We start from the raw sequence: 17,739 nt of genomic DNA on the forward strand, positions 1-17,739 counted from the left end.
CGCGAGATGCCTCCCTCTCGCGCCTAACTGTCTTCTTTCTCCTAGCTGTCTTCTCTGCGCCTACCTGAGTTCTTTCCACTCGCGCTCGCAGTCGGGGCAGGTACGGACGGAGAACACTTCAGCGGGGTCGTTTTTCTTTTTCAGTGATTTTCCGCATTCGGAACATGTCAACCGCTCGTACGTGTCCTTTTCCAACTCCCCGTCACGAAGCCCCTTCCGAGTTGTCTTCATACTGTATCGTTTGCGTAACGAACATAAAAAGCCGCCGCCGACCCGGCAACGAAAACCCGGTTCGAAAGGGTTGTCATCCCGCGGTGCGCGCTTTCGAGCGTGTCACGTGGCCGCCTCTTTGGGACTCTCTGCGGAATGGTGTTGCTCGTCAATCTGGCGCGGGTCGTCTTCGCGCCCCTCCTCGGAGAGTTCATCGCGTTTTTCGACGTAAACCGTGCCACGGTCGGCTTCGTTGCGACTCTCGTTTGGCTCGGCAGCGCCAGCCTTCGCGTCCCGACGGGGTGGCTTCTCACCCGCGTCCCGCGGCATCGGGTCGTCCTCGGTACCGGTGTCGTGCTCGTCGTCGCTTCGGCGGTTACTGCCAGCGCGAACTCCATCGAGATGCTGATGGTCGGTGCCGTCTCGATGGGACTCGCTTCGGGTGCGTACTTCGTCGCCGCAAACCCGCTCGTGAGCGAACTCTACCCCGAACGCGTCGGCCGCGCGATGGGTATCCACGGCACCGCCAGCCAACTCGCTGCCGTCAGCGTTGCTCCCTTCGTCACCCTCGTGCTCGCGGTCGGTCCCGACGTGACGGAGCGACTCGGATTCATCTCCGCGTCGTGGCAACTTGTCTTCGTCTGCGTCGGCATCGCCGCCGCTGTTGCGACGGTCGCGCTCTACGTAACGGCTCGTTCGGCTGACCTCCCGGACGCCGGTGACGCGGACCGGGACCTCCTCGGTGCCGTCCGCAAGGAGTGGCGCGTCATCCTCACCGGCGTCGTCATTCTCGGGTTCACCGGATTCGTCTGGCAGGGCCTGTTCAACTTCTACGAACTCTACATGGAGACGAAGGGGCTTCCGGCGGCGACGGCGCGGAACATGCTCACCGTCGTCTTCGGCGCGGGCGTCCCGGCCTTTTTCTTCTCGGGCCGCCTCGCCGACAAACTCCCGCGAGTGCCGTACATCCTCGGCGTTCTCGTCTCCTTTGTACTATCCGTCTTCGTCCTCACGCAGACGACCGGACTTATCGCCCTCGTCGTCGTTACGGCCATCGTCGGCTACGTCATCCACAGTCTCTTTCCGGCGCTCGACGCCTACCTCCTCGACACGCTCCCCGACGAGAGTCGCGGAAGCGCCTACTCCGTCTACTCGTTCGGAATGATGGTCTTCCAGGCGAGCGGGTCGGGAGCAGTCGGCTATCTGACCGACATCGGCTACTCGTTCGACGAGGTGTTTATCGGGTTCGCGCTCGGTCTCGCCGCCGTCGTCACCGGACTGGTCGTTCTCCAGCGCACCGGACGGATTCCGAACTGACACCTGCCGCGACGCACCCGGGCCCAAAATGTGGACTTCGGCGACCGAGTCGACCCTCGCCGCACTTTTGCTACTCCACTCTCGCCGCACTTTTGCTACTCCACTCTCGCCGCACTTTTGCTCACCCAGTTCTACCACCGACACGATGGAGTACGTACAAGAGCGGGTCACGACGCTCCACGACCTCTCCGGCACGGTCCCCGACGCCCCGACCGACCGTGCCGCCGTGGTCGTTCCCATGACCGAACGGGAGTACGCCGGTCTCGCCGCCGACCGCGTCCTCTCGACGCTTGCGTCGCTCTCGCCGGCACGGGTCGTCGTTCCCCTCCGCGCACCTGCAGACCGCGTCGGTCCCTTCGCGGACTGGCTAGACGAGTTCGACCTGCCGCTCGACGTAATCTGGTGCGACGGTCCTCGTGTCGCCGAACTGCTCGAAGCACATGGCATCAACGGCGAGCGCGGAAAGGGTCGCGACGTGTGGTTAGCTCTCGGCTGTGCCGCCCGCGAGGACTACGTCGTCGTCCACGACGCGGACACGAAGACCTACGACGAGCGCTACGTCCCGCGACTGCTCTTCCCGCTCGCCCACGGCCACGACTTCTCGAAGGGCTACTACGCCCGCGTCGAAGACGGGAAACTGTACGGACGACTGTTCAGGCTGTTCTATGCCCCGCTCGTTCGCACACTCGGAGACGAGACGGACGTGCCTATCGTCCGCTACCTCGACTCCTTCCGGTACGCGCTCGCCGGCGAGTTCGCGATGACCGCCGACCTCGCGATGAAGATTCGGTCGCCGCGGAAGTGGGGACTCGAAGTCGGCACGCTCGGCGACGCCTTCGAACACGCCGGCTTCGACCGGAGCGCGCAGGTCGACCTCGGCGAGTACGAACACGACCACCGGTCGGTCAGCGGCCCGACTGGGCTCTCCGACATGAGTGAATCGGTCGGGCGGACGCTCCTTCGAACCGTCGTCGAGAACGGCGGCAGCGTCGACTTCGAAACCCTCGCCGACCGCTACCGCGAAGCCGGGAACCGACTCGTCGAACAGTACGCCGCCGACGCGGCGTTCAACGGCTTCGAGTACGACCGAAACAACGAACGCGAACAGGTCGAGACGTACGCACAGGCGATTTCAGCACCCGACGAAGACACGAGGCTCCCGGCGTGGGAAGACACGTCGCTATCGCCGGACGATGTATTTGCGGCCGCCCGCGCCGACCTCGAAGAGATACGCGAGGAGACGAACCAATGAACACCGTAGAGGTGAACCAATGAACACCGTAGAGGTGAACCAATGAGCGAATCCACTTACGACGACCTCGCGGGCGTCGTCGACCTCTTCGGCGCGCTCACCCGCGAGGAACTCGAAACCGCACTGGACGAACTTGCATTCAAGCAGGGAAGCGAGACGGATACGAGCGCCCTCACGGGCGCGATTTCGGACGCGATAGACGCGTACTACCTCGTCTCCTACGAGACGACAGAAGAGGGGGGCGATATCGCTCCCGATACGGACTCCGAATTACTAACGGTCGGACCGCTGGCGTTCCCGACGCTCCCGCCGCGGGCGGAAGACCTCCCGCATATTCTCGACTACCCGATGCGCGAAGTCCCACGGGACGAACTGGCTGCACAGGTCGAATCCCGTCTCCGCAAGGCGGCCGCGAAGGCAGTCCAGTCGGAGGACACTGACGAAATCGCACGGCTGCTCGATGTGACCTACGACCTCGAAGCGTGGGCGAACACGGATGTCGAGTCCATCCGAGAACGACTCGACGTGGCACTGGCTGAAGAGGGGCAGGCCTAAGTCTCGGCATCCCTTTACAAGTCGTGACGATGGACCTCGCGGGTGTCTCTCGACATGAGTCGGTAACCGTCGATGCAGGGCGTCGAGCGGCCGTTATCGCTCCGGTCGTGTTCCGCGCCGGTCGGCCGCACATCCTCTTTACGAAGCGGGCCGACCACCTCGGTGAGCATCCCGGGCAGATGAGTTTTCCCGGCGGCGGGCGCGAACCGAGCGACACGGGTTTGCAAGCGACGGCCCTGCGAGAGTCCAACGAAGAAATCGGACTGCGGCCCGAGGAAGCGACGTTCCACGGGCGAATAGACGATATCCTCACCGTGACGGACTACGCCGTCACTCCGTTCGTAGCCACCATCCCCGACCGCGAATACGAACCCGACTATCGGGAAGTGGCTGAGATTGCGGTCCTGTCGGTCGACGACCTGACCGACCGCTCGAACTACGAGTCGGAACGCCGCGACCACCCGAAGTACGGCGATATTCGACTCCACTTTTTCCACGTCGACGGCTACACCGTCTGGGGTGCGACTGGACGCATGCTCGTCCAACTACTCGAACTCACCACCGACTGGGAAGTCCCGTCCGAGGTGGACCGTGTGGTTGACCCCGACGCGGATTACCCCGTGTAGAACGGGTAGAAGACGATTTTGTATCACACACGTAGCCGACACTGAGCAACGCTCAGACTGTCGTCTCGAAGCGTCGCATCGCACTGCTGGCGCTCTCGTGTTGTCGTACTCAAAAAACAGCGTCGTGCCCCGACAACCCCTTCTGACCGCTTCCGAACCGCCTCAGCCGAGGAGGTACTTCAGCGCGGGGTGCTGCCGGACGAACTCCGTCTTTTCGATGATGGCGTCGAGACCGTAGATACGACCCGCGGCGAGGGTGCCCACGATGACGAACATCATGAGGCCGAAGAGGTCGCCGTTGACCAGTCCGTGTCCCCAGTCGGCGTTTCCGAGGTAGAAGAACACCATCAGGAGGCCGCCGAAGAAGGCAGCAAGACGGGTGAGCGCCCCGACGAGGAGTCCGAGACCGATGAGGAACTCACCGGCCGGAATCATGAAGTTGGTGAACTCCAGCATCCACGGGGTCTGGCCTGCCCACAGGAGGAACCCGTGGATTGGCGAGCCACCGGTTGCGTTGATGAGCCACCCGCCGGCGTCGAACGCCTCAGGTCCGGTTAGCTTTCCCCACCCCGCGTGGAGAAACCAGTACCCCGTGATGAGACGAGTGAGCACGAGCACGTAGCCCGTTGCGCCCTGCGAGTAGTCGAAGTCCATGCGGTTCCCCAGCATTTTGATTTGTCCGGTTGCGGTCATCGTGATTCACCTTACAATTGAAACGTCGCCCGGAGACCGCATATAACGGGTGCGTGATTTTCGAATCTATGGAACTGGGAACGACCGAAACCAGTCTACTGAGGGCTTCACGCGCAATTTTCGAATATTACTCTAATTCTGTAATTGAGTAGTTTTGAAAATTCCGGTGGTTCAAGCTTCGATTCCCGAGATAGAGCGATTCTGAGGTCCTATCACACCGCTAACGATTGCTTCCGACCTCGTCACCGACAGGGTATATAAGTCCCTCCGAGGTGCGCCAGCGTCGCCGTCACCGACAGGGTTTTGCCTCCATCCACGCTATCCGCTTTCACATGGTCGCACAGACGATGGATCGCGTTCCGCGACGGTACTGAAATTTTTGTGGTGATAGCATGCTGACCGCCGAGCGTGCGGTCTCGAACGCCGGCTTAGACGCCGTGGCACTCAAACCCGCCGAGTGCGACGTGCGCCGGGCGCTGGAGGTCCCCTTGGACATTGTCGCTATCGACTACGAGGGTCGGGAGCGACTGCCCGATGAGAGCGTCCTTGCTGCGCTCGCGGCGGAGAAAGAAATCAGACTGACCACGCCAGTCAGAGCCGACGGGTTCGACCCGCTCGGCGACGACTCGCTGTACGACCGGCTCCCGGCCGGAATTCGGCAGGTGTTGGTAGCGGGGCACGCCGCCTATCTGACCGACGACGAGAAACGCCGTGCGGTTGCTCCTCGGCTCCGCGCCGCGCGAGAGCGCGCCCCCGATGCGTGGGTCGGCACTGAGGGAATCGAGCGAATCGCCCTCGCAGCGGGCGGCACGCAGTACGAACTGCTCTCGCGGTCGACCCGCAGAGACGTTCGCGCACTCAGGTCGGCTGGGTACGATGGCGAAGTCGCCCTCTACGCGCCAACCGTCCTGACCGACGACGAAGACGAGATTCTCGACGCTGTCGGCGCGTACGTCTCCCGGCGGCGACCCGTCGCTCGCGCGCTCCCTGACGACGCACCCACCGATTCGTCCGCCGAGGGTCGCGCCCGCGAGGTGCTCTTGAAGGCCGCCCGCGACTACGCCCTCATCGGGTCGGTCGCGGACGTTCGCCGCCGCGTGGACGACCTCCGCGAGGTCGGTATCGACCTCGTAGTCGGCTACCCCGCCCGCGGCGTGGACGAGTTCGTCGAGTAACTGCGACGCTCTCTCACCCGCTTCGCTTTTTCTGTTCGCACCGTGCTCGCTCCCGAGAGCGGCGACGACAGCCGGATTCGAGGACTGAAGGGACGAGATTCGAGGACCGGAGGTGTTTTGTAGCGACGACAGAGACGATAAGAGGACAGCACGGTTGGACGGCTCCTTTCGACCCCGTGGTTTCCACGTGGGTTACTGCTGGTCAACCTACCCTGTCTCTCTAATACTCGTGAGCGGCTGCAATCGCGCTTCTCGATAGCACAACCACACAACTGGAGAGGCAGTACGACCACACAACCGAAGAGCGTCTGGTACGTACACCGCCGCATTGACTGCAACACAGGGCGGCCTCTGAACAGAAACGGTCGACAATGCTCTGATTTGCTCGCCTTTCAAGTCCTTCGCCGACTAGCAGCGGGTATGGGCAGTCCCGAGCGAGTTGCCGTCGTCGGTGCGGGCGCGGTCGGTCTGACGACCGCGTACGACCTTGCCAGCCGTGGCGCGCAGGTTACGCTGTTCGAGCGTGACGAGCCGGGTTCCGGGATGACGGACCGCGCTGCGGGCATCTGCTACGACGCCTACGCCGAGGACATCGACGTGTCGGTCGCCGACCGCGCGATGGACCGATTCAGGTCGCTCTCGGGCGACGGCGAGTTCGTCTTTCACGAGACGCCCTACGTGTTTCTCGCCCGCGAGGGCGACGAGTCGGCGGCAACCGCGCTCACGGAGTCGGTCGAACGAATGCGGGTCCACGACCGGGACGTTTCACTGGTCGACACCGCCGAGTTGGGCGAGCGATTTCCCATCCGCACTGACGACATTGCACTCGCGGGCGTCGCCGAGAACGCCGGGTGGGCCGACCCGGTGGCCTACGTGGACCTGTTCGTAGAAAAATGCGAGCGCGCCGGCGTCGAGTTCCGCGTCGGCGACGAAGTAGCGGTCCGCGCCGAGCCGCCGACTGTTGTCGTCACCGACGAGCTATCCGCCCGGTTCGACGCCGTCGTGGTCGCGGCGGGTATCGATTCGCGCTGTCTCCTTGCCGACGCTGGCTACCTAATCGCGCTCAAACCATACCGGGCACAGGCGCTCGTCGGCGAGTGCGACTACCGCGGTCCTATCGTCTACGACGCGACCGACGGGTCGTATCTCCGACCGCATCCCGCTGGCGTCCTCGCTGGTGACGGCGTCGAGGCGGTCGAAGCGGACTCGGACGACTGGGACCCGGCGGCGGACGACTGGTTCATCGAGGACGCACTCGATACCGCTCGCCACCGGACCAAACTCGACCCGGAACTCGGGCGAGCGTGGGCCGGTCTCTGTGGCTCGACGCCGGACAACAACCCGCTCGTCGGCGAGGTTGTGGATGGTGTCTACGTCGCCACCGGCTGGCACGGCCACGGGTTCATGTGGGCACCAGCGATGGGCGAATCCCTCGCGGAAGCGGTGCTCGGAGACGGACGTGGGTCGATTCCGAAAGCGTTCGACCCGAGTCGATTCGACGGCGACGAGTCGTTTACGGTGGTCGAGGGGATGACACTCGACGGCGAGGGCGACGATGGCGACAGTGATGTCGGCGATGGCGACAACGACGACAACGACGACAACGACGGCAGCGACGACGGATGCTAAAATAAGCGAACTTCAGGCGTCTCGGCCGTCTACGTCGCCGAAACCGTCTTCCGACGCTTCGTCGGGCGTCGTCTCTTCTTCGTCTCTCGTCTCTTCTTCGTCTGCTTGTTCCGTGACGGCGATGTCGCTCGCCCGCCCGTCCTTTGGAATCCGAATTTCGAGCGTACCGTTTTTGTTGACCGTCGCGGTTCCCTCTGCGGCTTCGACCGCCGCATCGGAGGGGAGTGCAGCGCTACCGGAGAGAGTGAGACCGCGACCGGGGAAGCGCATCTCGAAGCCCTCGTGGAAGTCGCGGAAGCGGTCGATGCGGATTTCGACTTCGCCGTCGAGGAAGCGGACTTGTACGTCTTCGGCGCGGGCACCGGGTGCATCGAAGACGACGAGGTAGGCGTCCTCGGATTCGAGGAGGTCGTACGCGAGCGGCTTGTACTCTTGCATCTGGCTGACGCCGCGGCCGACCCGTTCGAGGACGGCGTTGGCGGCTGACTCGCCGAATTTACGGAGGTCACTCATAGTTCAATCTCCTCTAAAAACCGTTGTTCGCCGCAGTACGGACAGGAGAAGTCCGCCACCGTCACGTCGTCGGGCATGTCGTAGGTGTAATGCAGCTCGAACATATCGAGCTCGCAGTCCTCGTTGGTGCACTTGACTTCGAGGGTCGCGGGCATGTCCATCCGTTGCGTTCCCACGCTCATAAACGCGCGGGAGTCGGAACCTCGTGGACCGTCTCCGGGCGTCTATTCCCTCCATACGGTCTCTCTGGGCGCACGGAGACAGCGCCGCTCGACCGGTTGCGTTTTCAGCGTCGAACGCGAACCGCGACCGATGACCGACCCCGCCGACCTCACCGTGACTATCGTCGACGGATACGTCGACGAACCGGCGCACTTCGGCGTGCCGCCGTATATCTCGACGTATCCCAGATTCACCGCGGGTGCGGTGGTCGACGCGGGCGTCCCAGAGTCCAACGTCGTCTACCACACCATCGACGAACTCCGCGAGGACCGACAGAAGTGGCGCGACGTGGCTGACGCCGACCTCATGATTTACATCGGCGGCATGACCGTTCCCGGCAAGTACGTGGGCGGCACGCCCGCCGAACCCGACGAAGTCCGCGAACTCGCGTGGGTCGCCGAGGGCACGGCGCTCATGGGTGGCCCGATTCGCTTCGGCGTCGGCGACGAAAACGCCGGCGGACAGGACATGGAGCGCAAGGACCTCGACTACGACTTCGTCGCCAAAGGCGACATCGAGGCGGCCACCTACGACCTCATCGACTCCGGACTCGAAGGCTTCGGCAACCGGATGCGCGACAACGAGGAACTCGACCGCTGGGCCGCAAAGGGCGCGTTCGTCGTCGAACAGCACCCCAACCATCCGGAGTACCTCATCTGTGAGATGGAGACCTCCCGCGGGTGTGCCTACCGGTGTTCGTTCTGTACCGAACCGCTGTACGGAAATCCCGCGTTCCGAACCGCCGACTCCGTCGTCAAGGAGGTAGAGAACCTCTACAACCGCGGTGCGCGACATTTCCGTCTCGGCCGACAGGCCGATATTCTCGCGTTCGGTGGCGATGGCGAAGCCCCGAACCCGGACGCGCTTCGCCGTCTCTACGGCGGGATTCGAGAGGTCGCACCGGACCTCGGGACGCTCCACCTCGACAACGTCAATCCCATCACCATCGTCGGGTGGCCCGAGAAATCCCGCGAAGCCCTCAGTATCATCGCCGAGCACAACACGGCGGGCGACACCGCGGCGTTCGGTCTCGAATCGGCCGACCCCGTGGTGCAAGAGGAGAACAACCTCAACGTCTCCGCCGACGAGTGTTTCGAGGCGGTCAAAATCGTCAACGAGGTTGCCGGGTGGCGACCCGGCGACGACCCGGCCGACGCACCGACACACGGTCCCGACGCCGCAAACCGCTTGCCGAAACTCCTTCCCGGAATCAATCTCCTGCACGGCCTGAAGGGCGAACGCGAGGAAACCTTCGAGCACAACAAGCGATTCCTCCAGCGCGTCTACGACGAGGGGCTGATGGTCCGCCGCATCAACATCCGGCAGGTCATGGCCTTCGACGGGACGGACATGTCCGACACCGGCGCTGACATCGCCCGCGACCACAAGCAACTGTTCAAGACGTACAAACAGGAAGTCCGCGAGGAAATCGACCGGCCGATGCTCCGACGGGTCGCCCCGCCGGGGACGGTTCTCCCGAACGTCCATCTGGAGTACCACCAAGACGGCCGGACGTTCGGCCGCCAACTCGGGACGTACCCGCTTTTGGTCGGAATTCCGGGTGAACGAGACCTTGGAAAGAACATCGACGTGGCCGTCGTCGACCACGGCTACCGGTCGGTTACGGGCGTCCCCTTCCCGCTCGACTTCAACGAGGCCTCGATGGACGAACTCACAGCTATCCCCGGTATCGGACGGTCCACCGCGGGCGACATCGTGGTGAATCGACCGTATGGAGACGTCGGGGATATGGGAAGCGTCGACGTCGATGCAGACCTCTCGAAGTACGTTCAGTAAGCGACAGAACGTCTCTTTCTCTCCTCTTCACTTGCAAGCGTGCTCTCCCATTCACTCGAAACTGTGGTGGGTCGTGGTCGTTCACTTGCACGTGTGGTCTGTTCCGCGTCGAGTGCCGAGTCAGTCTGTGCTGACGGCCCCGGTGGGGTCAGTCCGAGTGGAGTCGTCGGAAGACCGAACTGGCGAGGTTGCGACCCAGAGGACTCCCGCCGCGCCGGCGACGGTAAGCCCCGCCCACGGAAGGAACGTCACCGGGCCGAGTGAGTCTGCAATTGCCCCGCCGGCGAGGTTGGCGAGTCCACTCGCCGTCGAGAGGACCATCGACGCACCCGAGAGGACAGTCGCCCGTCCGACATCGCCGAGTCGGTCGTTGAGGTACTGATTGCGGAGCGGAGCGATAACGACGCGGGTGCTCCGATAGAGGAAGAGCATCGGTACCAAAAACAGTGGGGTGAGCGCAATGCTCGCGTAGACGACGCCGAAGAGAGGGCCAAGAAGTGCGAACGTTCTGCGGATACCGAGTTTCTCTTCGAGCACGCCGACGGTCGAGGCGGCACCGGCCGAGACCAGTTTGAACCCGGCGTACAGCACGCCCAACCCGACGACCGAGACACCGAGGCTGTCGAGCGCGGGTTGTTCGAACGTTCGGGTCATCCCGAAGAGGCCGTTGAACAGCGCGGCGTAGGCGACGAGCCATCGAACCGCCGGTCGTTTCGCTTGGACGCGAAGCATATGGACTGCCTCGCGGACGGTGAAGACGGAGTCGTTCGAGCCGCCGGGGTCGTCCGAATCAGCTGACCCGTCGCCGACAGCCGGAAGCGTGTACAGAATCGGGATACCGAGCGCGGCGAGTGCGGCGTTGACCACGAAGGGAAGCGCGGCGTCGATGCTGTAGAGATACCCGCCCGCGATTGCGGTCGCCGCGGACGTTATCAACAATCCCATCTTGCCGCGTCCCTCGATGCGGGCGTACTCCGACTCGTCGAAATACTGCTTGAGGAGTTCGTAAAGCCACGCGTTTTGCGTTCCCGACCTGAACGCCCAGCCGAACGCCCAGACGACTTTCACGACGAGGTAGGCGACTGGCGAGGAGGCAAGGACGAGTCCGACCATGGCCGAAGCGCGAAGCGTGTTACCGACCGCGAGACTCGCCCGCCGACCGATTCTGTCACCGAGATACCCCGACGGAATCTCCGCGATAACCATCCCGAAGAGAAACGCCGCCTGTGCCACGCCGATAAATGCCAAGCCAAACCCCTGGTGGCGGAGATAGAGAATGCTGACGGGGAGGTAAAAGCCGGTTGCCCCAGTTATCCGATAGGCGTAATATCGCCAGATTACTGACCGTGCTGTTGCCATCAACGGCAACTTCGAAGGGGGATAAAATGATTGTTTCCAGTAATGTATTTTTGTAAATATGGTGGTGCATTAGTCGCTCTATCGCTCGGACAGAAACGGAGAAATCGACGAAATGCAGACGCGTCGATTTCGAAAGAAGCGTCGCGTTAGAAGTCGTCTTCGACGACTTCGCCGACGGCGAAGTTGGACTTGACTTCGGTAATTTCGACTTTGACGCGCTCACCGACGTCGGTCTCGGGGACGATAATGACGTAGCCGCGTTCGACGCGGGCGATGCCGTCCCCTTGCTTGCCGATGTCCTCGATTTCGACGTAGCGAAGCTCTCCGGGTTCGACCGGGGGCTGTGGTTCGGCGGATGGGGTAGCACCGCCGTTCGATTCGGACTCTACGGTCTCGTGCGTCTCGCGAGAGATGAGTGCGACGCGATACGTTTCATCGGCTTCGATAGCACCGGCCTCGACTTCGCGACGAGGGATTTCGACGACGTATCGGTCGTCCTCGGTGCGAACGTCAGCATTGAACAGACACAGGAGTTTATCTGAGATTTCCACCGTAAGACCTCCAATATGTGGTCAGTCCGGAGTGTTAAAGATGTACCGCCGTCCGTGAGATTTCACTCCGGAATCGACGTTCCGTCGGGGTGTTTCGCCCCTTCTGAGTCGTGGACGACGACCTCTCCCGCATCCGTTTCGACCGGTTCGTAGGCGTCGGCGACGGCGCGTGCTTCTTCTAACTCGCGAACCGCCCGCTCTTTGAGCGCTCGCGCCAGCTCCTCCGCGTCTTCCCGGGAGATGTCTCGACCGAGTCCCTCGCACTCGTGTGCCCGGACGATTCCTTCTTCATCGACGGCTTCACCCATGGGTTGGCTCGTGCCGCCGAGGTCGACGCTGAAGGGATACGTCTCGCAGATAAGCGGCCGGTTGTCGTGGACCTGACAGGCCCCCTGTCCGGTTTCGTCCTCTTCGTAGAATCGGCAGTCGCCGCAGGCACTCGTCTGGAGCGCCCACTCGAACGTCTCGCCTTCGAGACCGTCGTCGCCATCGGTGAGTCCGTACGGCATCGGTCTGGCCACGTCGCGCCAGTCGTAGTTCTCGTCGGCCCCTTCCTGCAGGCCTCGAACCTCGTCGGGGAAGACGGTCGCCGTATGTGGCTCGGGGCCGTCGTCGGTCTCGTACCCCTTACAGCAGGCACCGCAGCGTGTGCATTCGAAGCCGATGGACTCGATGGCGTCGGCCAACTCCGACACGTCGAGGTCACGGGCGCGGGCGAGTTCGGCTTCGAGGTTCATACCCGTGGTGCGGGCGCGAGACGCAAGAGCGGCGCGGTTCTACGCGGGGGTAACTCGCCCCTCGACCGGGTCCCACCGGACGCGACGCTCGGCGGCGAGTTTTTCGATGTGGGCGACGACCGTCGCACGAGCGAGGTCGCGCACACTGGTAATGTCCTTGTCGTACGCGGCGTCGGTCACGGCGTTGGGTGTCTCGTTGCCCGCCCGTATCGCGTCGAGAACCTTCTCCTCGCGGCTGTTTCGGTGCGCGACGAGTCGGGCGAGTGTCGTGCGCGAATCTTCGACTTCGGGACCATGACCGGGCAGCAGCCTGCCCGGGTTCCGGGCGTGGAGCCGCCTGAGCGCGACGAGGTACGCCCGCACGTCGCCTTCCGGTGCACCGACGACGACGCTCCCCTCGGCGACCGCGAGGTCTCCACAGAGGCAGTCGTCACCGACGACGAAGCCCACGTGGTCGCGGGCGTGGCCCGGCGTATCGAGGACTTCGACGCCCGCGCCGACGGGGATGGTCGTCCCCTCGACGAAGGTTCTGTCCGGGGAGACGCCGGTCGCTTCGGCGAAGAGACGTTCGTAGCCGCGACGGCACCAGACGGTCGCGCCGGTCTCGTGGGCGTAGTCGGCGACAGCGCCCACGTGGTCAGGGTGGGTGTGCGTGACGGCGATGTGCGTCACGCCGGATTCGACCAGCGAGTCGAGTTCAGGGGTTCGAGTGGCGGGGTCGACGAGGAGTCCGTCGGACTGCCGACTCTCGTCGGATACGAGATAGGCGTTCGTCGCGCCGGTCGGCGCGCGGGTCGAGACGGGTACCGAGACGCACGTGATGTGCATGCCGTCGGCTACGCTCGCCGCTGGTTTATCGGGTTCGGGAGAAATGGTGGCTTGGTCTGCGGGGTGCGCCCCCGCGGGCGTTGGTGGTCGTCCGCGCTTACGTGTCGAGGTAGTCGTCCGCGTTCACGTGTTGAGGAAGTAGACCTGCTTGCGCGCGTCCTTGAAGGAGTAACGCGAGCCGATGAGGTCGGACTCTTCGAGACGGTTGAGCGCGTAGCGGACGGTGCGGTCCGGCAGTAGCGACTCTTCCGCGAGTTGACCCTGCGAGAGCGGCGCATCGCTCTCGAGGACTTTTGCGACGAGCTTTGCGCTCGGGGGTAGTTCGCGGAGACGGTCCCGGAACTCGGCTTCCGAGAGCAAGTCTTCAGTATCTGGCTCTGCAGTAGTGGTGCTCATACCCATGACAGGTGGTTTCTCTGTGTTAAGGGTTAGCTTCAAGTGTGACAAAACAATCCAGAGACCTTATACACATATAAATATGCTCTCGTGTCACGATAATCGGCACACGGCGCGGCTATCACTCTGATTGTCGCAGCGTATCGACGGCAGGTTGACTGGACTGATAGCGTCCCATCGGCGCGTGACAGTCGGGACAGTGAACGATGAGCCAGTCTTCGACGACGTGGCGCGTCAACTCACTCGCCTCGTATTCCGAACCACAATGATGGCACGTTGGCATATACCATGGTACGTTCTCGGGCGTGGAAAGCGTATCCCCTTCCCGCACAGCGTATCCAGTACCGTTTTACCGTCCCCCCTGCGAGTATGCGTAGCGTGAAAGGAAAGGAGTGGTACCAGGCCGACGAGGTCGCCCAGGAGTACGACTCGAAGCGGTTCTCCAAGGGCGGTCGGCTCATCGACCGGCGAGAAAAAGAGGCAGTCCTCGCGGCTCTCGGTCCCGTCGAGGACAAGAATATCCTCGAAATCGCCTGTGGAACTGGTCGATTCACCGTGATGCTCGCTCAAGAGGGGGCGAGCGTCGTCGGACTGGATATTTCGCGGGCGATGATGGTACAGGGGCGGGAGAAGGCCCGCGCAGCAGGCGTTGCCGACCGTATCGAGTTCCTTCGCGGCGACGCGGCGCGGCTTCCCTTCCCCGACAATCACTTCGACGCGGTGTTCGCCATGCGCTTTTTCCACCTCGCGGACACCCCGGCGAAGTTCTTAGCCGAAATGGCGCGTGTCTCGAAAGAACAGGTGTTTTTCGACACGTTCAACGACAAGAGCCTCCGGGTCGCCTACAACTGGCTGCTCCCGATGGGCTCTCGTCTCTATTCGAACGACGGTGTCGGTCGTCTCCTCAACGACGCGGGACTCGAACTCGCGGATGCGAAACACGACTTCGTCATCCCGTTCGGATTCTACCGGAAGGTTCCGAACGGCATCGCACAACCCTTCCGCTCGCTCGACCTCACGGTCGGCGAGACGTCGTTCGGTGACGACCTCGCTTCAGTGTCGTACTGGAATGCGCGCGTCACCGCCGATGCAGACGATTCATCCCGCGCGGCGACTCGAGCGAGCGACGCCGAGTGACGCCGTGACACGGGTGATTTTACCACGATTCTCGATTCACATTTAAGTACGTCCATCGCAAGTGTCCCGTATGGACCTCTCGGTCGTGCTCCCGACTCTCAACGGTCGGGACCAGCTCGCCGCTAGCCTTGATGCGCTAGCAGAGCACGCCCCCGACGCCGAAATCGTCGTCGTCAACGGTCCGTCGGCCGACGGCACAACCGGGATGGTACGAGAACGCGACGATGTCGACGTTCTCATCGAACTCTCCGACCGAAACCTCAACGTCGCTCGAAACGCCGGTATCGAAGTTGCAACCGGCGACGTGGTGGCCCTTCTCAGATACGACCTCTCGGTCGAGCCACCGTGGCTGTCGGCGCTCGAAGACGGAATCGAGTCGGCGGATGTCGTCACAGGGCCGATGCACCAGACGCTCCGAAACGGGATGACGACCGAATCGCTCGAAGAGAACACGATTGTCGGTCGCGAAGTCACCTACTTCAACGGTGGTAACGTTGCCTTCCGCCGTGAGGTGCTCGACTCACTCGACGGATTTGACGAGTACCTCGAAACAGGCGGTGCCCGCGACGCGGCGCATCGACTCGCCGGCTTCGGCCGAAGCGTGGCTTGGGCACCGGAGATGTGTGTCCGACGCGAGTTCGAAGCCGATGGTGGCATCTCGGAGCACGACTGGGGCTGGAAGTATCGAGCCTTGACCTATCGACTCGTGAAAAACTACGGTATCAGGCCGGGGACGGTCAAACGGACGGCGAAACACGCTATTTCTGATGGAATTGATGCTGCACTCGGCGTCGTCAAAGGCGACGTGACGCCCTCTGGCTGGGCTGGAACCGGCCGCGACGTTGGTATCGGTATTGCAACGGGTGCCTCCGACGGAATGGTCGCCCGTGCTCGTGACCGGTCGCGGACGCGAAACCCGCACGGCTGTTCCAAGCGGGCAGACCGCGCAGTTGCCCGGTACGACTGGCGCTAGGCGCGGACGAAAGCTATCAAACCGGTATCGGGTAGATGTAAGCTCGTGAGTGCCCCGACTACAGTTCTCCCGGCGCGAGTGCCGAGATAACGCGGGTTGCGTTCTTCGAGAACGCCTTCGCCAGCGCATCTTCCGATACGTCGAGCGTCAGAATCTCCATGACACCCACGTTCGGGTGCGTTTCCGGCGCACCGCTGCCGAATAGGACGCGGTCGGGATGTTCGAGAAGCGCCCGTTCGAGGACGCTCCGGTAGCGGACGAAACTCGTGTCGAGATAGAGGTCGTCGTGGCCGTCGAGCAGGTCGATGGCTTCGTGCATCAGGCTCTGGTCGAGCGGGAAGCCACCGAAACTCGAGAGAATGACCGGGAACCGACCAAGGAGTGCCTCGGCGACGGCGCTCGGTTCGAACACTTGGCCGCAGTGGACGAACACGGGAAGGCCGACATCCTCCAACATTTCGAGCGTCTCTTCGTCGGGGAGACCGTCGACCGACGGTGCGAGACGGAACCCGTGGAAGCGGTCGTCGTAGGCGTACTGTTCGATATCATCCGGGTCGGCGTGGTGCTCCCCTCGCGATGTTGTCAGGTTCCGAAGTCGAGCGGACGCACGCCCGCTCGGGTCCCGTGGCCCGTTGATGCGTGCGAATGCGAGAAACGGGCGGTCGACGCTCATCCGTGCAACCGCGTTGTTCGGCCGTAAGTAGCTCTGTTCGACCGGCTGTGCGCCCGGTGAGACAACGGCACGAACGACACCTGCCTGATGTAGTTCGCGCTCCAATCGCTCCGGGGTGATGTCTCTCCCGCGCGTCGCGACCGATTGCTCGTCGGGGTCGAGGCGAGCGTTTACGTCGACAACCCTGAATCCGTGTTCCAACTCCAGCATCGTGGTGTCACTCAGTGGTATCCGCCAAATAGGTTGTAGAATCGTTCGCCGCTCTGAGACAAATTTTATCCAATTATTGTCTGTCAAATAACAATTTTGGACAGATATGTGGGCCTGACAGTCATTTCTTCAAAAGAATCTGGCAGGACCCTAAGACGCAGCCTTTTGTCCTATCCTTGCGAACATAAGTGCGTGTGCCTCATCGTAGAGGTCGTCACCCCGCTGTCTGAACTCCCTCTTGGTCGGCTGGTCGAACAGCACGACTTCGAACTCGAACTGGAGCCGTCGATACCCACGTCTGCGGACACGTCTCCGTTCATCTGGGTTCGAGGCCCGGACGCCCGTACGTTCGGAACTGCGGCTGACTCCGCTCCAGATATCGACAGTCTCAGACTCGTCGAGACTGTCCCTGATGGCGCACTTTACAGCGTCGAGTGGAATTTCGACCGGAATCCGGTCTTTGCCAGCTTGGCGGAACGACCCATCGTGCTCCTCGAATGTCTGTCAGCCACGGACTCGTGGTGGCTCCGATTTCGCATTCCTTCTCACGGTATGTTGACCGCCCTTCGGCGCGACTGGACCGAACGCGGTCTCGAAACTGAGGTCGACCGAATCACGCCGCTCGCGGCCGATGAGGAACCTGCGAGTGACGGACTGACCAGTCACCAACTGGAAGCACTGCTTCTCGCACTCGAACGAGGGTACTTCGACGAACATCGACGAACGTCACTGGACGAACTCGGTGACGAACTCGATATCTCACGGCAGGCGGTAGCGGCCCGGTTACGCAGGGCCTACCGGACGCTCGCAGAGCGAATTCGTAACGAGTCGTCCTACGATGAACGGATTACATAATCAACCCGCATCCATAGGTAGTACACCTCCG

General features: G+C 62.7%; 20 protein-coding genes. 10 read left to right on the top strand and 10 right to left on the bottom strand.

Annotated elements, in window-relative coordinates; all coding sequences use genetic code 11:
• Positions 1 to 60: 60 nt before the first annotated feature.
• Positions 61 to 231: an HVO_0758 family zinc finger protein gene (locus HFX_RS19970; protein WP_014732167.1), complete on the bottom strand. Its 171-nt coding sequence runs from the start codon at positions 229 to 231 to the stop codon at positions 61 to 63.
• A gap of 135 nt (positions 232 to 366) precedes the next feature.
• Between HFX_RS19970 and HFX_RS03475 the strand changes: the two genes are divergently transcribed.
• The 4 genes from HFX_RS03475 (at position 367) to HFX_RS03490 (ending at position 3,960) form a co-directional block, all read left to right on the top strand.
• Positions 367 to 1,527 carry an MFS transporter gene (locus tag HFX_RS03475; RefSeq protein ID WP_004057511.1) on the top strand — a complete coding sequence of 387 codons (1,161 nt, stop codon included), beginning with the start codon at positions 367 to 369 and terminating at the stop codon, positions 1,525 to 1,527.
• A 145-nt stretch (positions 1,528 to 1,672) separates the two neighbouring features.
• Positions 1,673 to 2,779 carry a glycosyltransferase family protein gene (locus HFX_RS03480; RefSeq protein ID WP_004057510.1) on the top strand — a complete coding sequence of 369 codons (1,107 nt, stop codon included), beginning with the start codon at positions 1,673 to 1,675 and terminating at the stop codon, positions 2,777 to 2,779.
• Positions 2,780 to 2,821: 42 nt separating this feature from the next.
• Positions 2,822 to 3,334: a DUF7109 family protein gene (locus HFX_RS03485; protein ID WP_004057509.1), complete on the top strand. Its 513-nt coding sequence runs from the start codon at positions 2,822 to 2,824 to the stop codon at positions 3,332 to 3,334.
• Between the two features lie 29 nt (positions 3,335 to 3,363).
• Positions 3,364 to 3,960 (top strand): NUDIX hydrolase, encoded by a 597-nt coding sequence (locus HFX_RS03490; protein ID WP_004057508.1) that lies wholly within the window; start codon positions 3,364 to 3,366, stop codon positions 3,958 to 3,960.
• A gap of 162 nt (positions 3,961 to 4,122) precedes the next feature.
• On the opposite strand, the gene HFX_RS03495 is transcribed toward HFX_RS03490, so the two are convergent.
• Complete coding sequence (locus HFX_RS03495; RefSeq protein ID WP_004057507.1) at positions 4,123 to 4,653, bottom strand: DoxX family protein; 531 nt, start codon at positions 4,651 to 4,653, stop codon at positions 4,123 to 4,125.
• Between the two features lie 392 nt (positions 4,654 to 5,045).
• Between HFX_RS03495 and HFX_RS03500 the strand changes: the two genes are divergently transcribed.
• Together HFX_RS03500 and HFX_RS03505 are read left to right on the top strand one after the other, a co-directional pair.
• The gene (locus HFX_RS03500; protein WP_004057506.1) at positions 5,046 to 5,828 is read left to right on the top strand and encodes a DUF7388 family protein; all 783 of its coding nucleotides are present in this window, start codon (positions 5,046 to 5,048) and stop codon (positions 5,826 to 5,828) included.
• Positions 5,829 to 6,248: 420 nt separating this feature from the next.
• The gene (locus HFX_RS03505) at positions 6,249 to 7,457 is read left to right on the top strand and encodes an NAD(P)/FAD-dependent oxidoreductase (RefSeq protein ID WP_004057505.1); all 1,209 of its coding nucleotides are present in this window, start codon (positions 6,249 to 6,251) and stop codon (positions 7,455 to 7,457) included.
• Between the two features lie 12 nt (positions 7,458 to 7,469).
• On the opposite strand, the gene HFX_RS03510 is transcribed toward HFX_RS03505, so the two are convergent.
• Together HFX_RS03510 and HFX_RS19975 are read right to left on the bottom strand one after the other, a co-directional pair.
• Positions 7,470 to 7,970 carry an Hsp20/alpha crystallin family protein gene (locus tag HFX_RS03510; RefSeq protein WP_004057504.1) on the bottom strand — a complete coding sequence of 167 codons (501 nt, stop codon included), beginning with the start codon at positions 7,968 to 7,970 and terminating at the stop codon, positions 7,470 to 7,472.
• Entirely contained in the window at positions 7,967 to 8,125 is a 159-nt protein-coding gene (locus HFX_RS19975) for a DUF7559 family protein (RefSeq protein WP_004057503.1), read from the bottom strand. The genes HFX_RS03510 and HFX_RS19975 overlap by 4 nt, the downstream gene beginning before the upstream one ends.
• Before the next feature lie 157 nt (positions 8,126 to 8,282).
• Between HFX_RS19975 and HFX_RS03515 the strand changes: the two genes are divergently transcribed.
• Complete coding sequence (locus HFX_RS03515; protein WP_004057502.1) at positions 8,283 to 9,989, top strand: radical SAM protein; 1,707 nt, start codon at positions 8,283 to 8,285, stop codon at positions 9,987 to 9,989.
• A 120-nt stretch (positions 9,990 to 10,109) separates the two neighbouring features.
• On the opposite strand, the gene HFX_RS03520 is transcribed toward HFX_RS03515, so the two are convergent.
• From HFX_RS03520 to HFX_RS03540, 5 genes are all read right to left on the bottom strand, one after another.
• Positions 10,110 to 11,348, bottom strand: a complete 1,239-nt coding sequence (locus HFX_RS03520) for an MFS transporter (protein ID WP_014732170.1) — start codon at positions 11,346 to 11,348, stop codon at positions 10,110 to 10,112.
• 146 nt (positions 11,349 to 11,494) lie between these two features.
• On the bottom strand, positions 11,495 to 11,899 hold the full coding sequence (locus tag HFX_RS03525) for a TRAM domain-containing protein (protein WP_004057500.1): 405 nt from the start codon (positions 11,897 to 11,899) through the stop codon (positions 11,495 to 11,497).
• A 62-nt stretch (positions 11,900 to 11,961) separates the two neighbouring features.
• Positions 11,962 to 12,636, bottom strand: coding sequence for a YkgJ family cysteine cluster protein (locus HFX_RS03530; protein WP_004057499.1), 675 nt, complete (start codon positions 12,634 to 12,636; stop codon positions 11,962 to 11,964).
• A gap of 39 nt (positions 12,637 to 12,675) precedes the next feature.
• Positions 12,676 to 13,464: an MBL fold metallo-hydrolase gene (locus HFX_RS03535; RefSeq protein WP_004057498.1), complete on the bottom strand. Its 789-nt coding sequence runs from the start codon at positions 13,462 to 13,464 to the stop codon at positions 12,676 to 12,678.
• 123 nt (positions 13,465 to 13,587) lie between these two features.
• Positions 13,588 to 13,860 carry a winged helix-turn-helix domain-containing protein gene (locus tag HFX_RS03540; protein ID WP_049917432.1) on the bottom strand — a complete coding sequence of 91 codons (273 nt, stop codon included), beginning with the start codon at positions 13,858 to 13,860 and terminating at the stop codon, positions 13,588 to 13,590.
• Between the two features lie 378 nt (positions 13,861 to 14,238).
• Between HFX_RS03540 and HFX_RS03545 the strand changes: the two genes are divergently transcribed.
• Complete coding sequence (locus HFX_RS03545; protein ID WP_014732172.1) at positions 14,239 to 14,997, top strand: class I SAM-dependent methyltransferase; 759 nt, start codon at positions 14,239 to 14,241, stop codon at positions 14,995 to 14,997.
• Positions 14,998 to 15,067: 70 nt separating this feature from the next.
• Positions 15,068 to 15,970 (top strand): glycosyltransferase family 2 protein, encoded by a 903-nt coding sequence (locus HFX_RS03550; protein WP_004057495.1) that lies wholly within the window; start codon positions 15,068 to 15,070, stop codon positions 15,968 to 15,970.
• Positions 15,971 to 16,028: 58 nt separating this feature from the next.
• On the opposite strand, the gene HFX_RS03555 is transcribed toward HFX_RS03550, so the two are convergent.
• Positions 16,029 to 16,853 carry an amidohydrolase family protein gene (locus HFX_RS03555; RefSeq protein ID WP_004057494.1) on the bottom strand — a complete coding sequence of 275 codons (825 nt, stop codon included), beginning with the start codon at positions 16,851 to 16,853 and terminating at the stop codon, positions 16,029 to 16,031.
• A gap of 192 nt (positions 16,854 to 17,045) precedes the next feature.
• Here HFX_RS03555 and HFX_RS03560 point away from each other — a divergent pair, with 192 nt between their 5' ends.
• Positions 17,046 to 17,708: a helix-turn-helix domain-containing protein gene (locus HFX_RS03560; RefSeq protein WP_004057493.1), complete on the top strand. Its 663-nt coding sequence runs from the start codon at positions 17,046 to 17,048 to the stop codon at positions 17,706 to 17,708.
• The last annotated feature ends 31 nt before the right edge of the window (positions 17,709 to 17,739 follow it).

The sequence above is a fragment of the Haloferax mediterranei ATCC 33500 genome (assembly GCF_000306765.2).
Lineage (GTDB): Archaea > Halobacteriota > Halobacteria > Halobacteriales > Haloferacaceae > Haloferax > Haloferax mediterranei.

Bases quoted from the DNA above. Each gene is read 5' to 3' on its own strand.
- HFX_RS19970 (WP_014732167.1), bottom strand. From the start codon at position 231: ATGAAGACAACTCGGAAGGGGCTTCGTGACGGGGAGTTGGAAAAGGAC.
- HFX_RS03475 (WP_004057511.1), top strand. From the start codon at position 367: ATGGTGTTGCTCGTCAATCTGGCGCGGGTCGTCTTCGCGCCCCTCCTC.
- HFX_RS03480 (WP_004057510.1), top strand. From the start codon at position 1,673: ATGGAGTACGTACAAGAGCGGGTCACGACGCTCCACGACCTCTCCGGC.
- HFX_RS03485 (WP_004057509.1), top strand. From the start codon at position 2,822: ATGAGCGAATCCACTTACGACGACCTCGCGGGCGTCGTCGACCTCTTC.
- HFX_RS03490 (WP_004057508.1), top strand. From the start codon at position 3,364: ATGGACCTCGCGGGTGTCTCTCGACATGAGTCGGTAACCGTCGATGCA.
- HFX_RS03495 (WP_004057507.1), bottom strand. From the start codon at position 4,653: ATGACCGCAACCGGACAAATCAAAATGCTGGGGAACCGCATGGACTTC.
- HFX_RS03500 (WP_004057506.1), top strand. From the start codon at position 5,046: ATGCTGACCGCCGAGCGTGCGGTCTCGAACGCCGGCTTAGACGCCGTG.
- HFX_RS03505 (WP_004057505.1), top strand. From the start codon at position 6,249: ATGGGCAGTCCCGAGCGAGTTGCCGTCGTCGGTGCGGGCGCGGTCGGT.
- HFX_RS03510 (WP_004057504.1), bottom strand. From the start codon at position 7,970: ATGAGTGACCTCCGTAAATTCGGCGAGTCAGCCGCCAACGCCGTCCTC.
- HFX_RS19975 (WP_004057503.1), bottom strand. From the start codon at position 8,125: ATGCCCGCGACCCTCGAAGTCAAGTGCACCAACGAGGACTGCGAGCTC.
- HFX_RS03515 (WP_004057502.1), top strand. From the start codon at position 8,283: ATGACCGACCCCGCCGACCTCACCGTGACTATCGTCGACGGATACGTC.
- HFX_RS03520 (WP_014732170.1), bottom strand. From the start codon at position 11,348: ATGGCAACAGCACGGTCAGTAATCTGGCGATATTACGCCTATCGGATA.
- HFX_RS03530 (WP_004057499.1), bottom strand. From the start codon at position 12,636: ATGAACCTCGAAGCCGAACTCGCCCGCGCCCGTGACCTCGACGTGTCG.
- HFX_RS03535 (WP_004057498.1), bottom strand. From the start codon at position 13,464: ATGCACATCACGTGCGTCTCGGTACCCGTCTCGACCCGCGCGCCGACC.
- HFX_RS03540 (WP_049917432.1), bottom strand. From the start codon at position 13,860: ATGAGCACCACTACTGCAGAGCCAGATACTGAAGACTTGCTCTCGGAA.
- HFX_RS03550 (WP_004057495.1), top strand. From the start codon at position 15,068: ATGGACCTCTCGGTCGTGCTCCCGACTCTCAACGGTCGGGACCAGCTC.
- HFX_RS03555 (WP_004057494.1), bottom strand. From the start codon at position 16,853: ATGCTGGAGTTGGAACACGGATTCAGGGTTGTCGACGTAAACGCTCGC.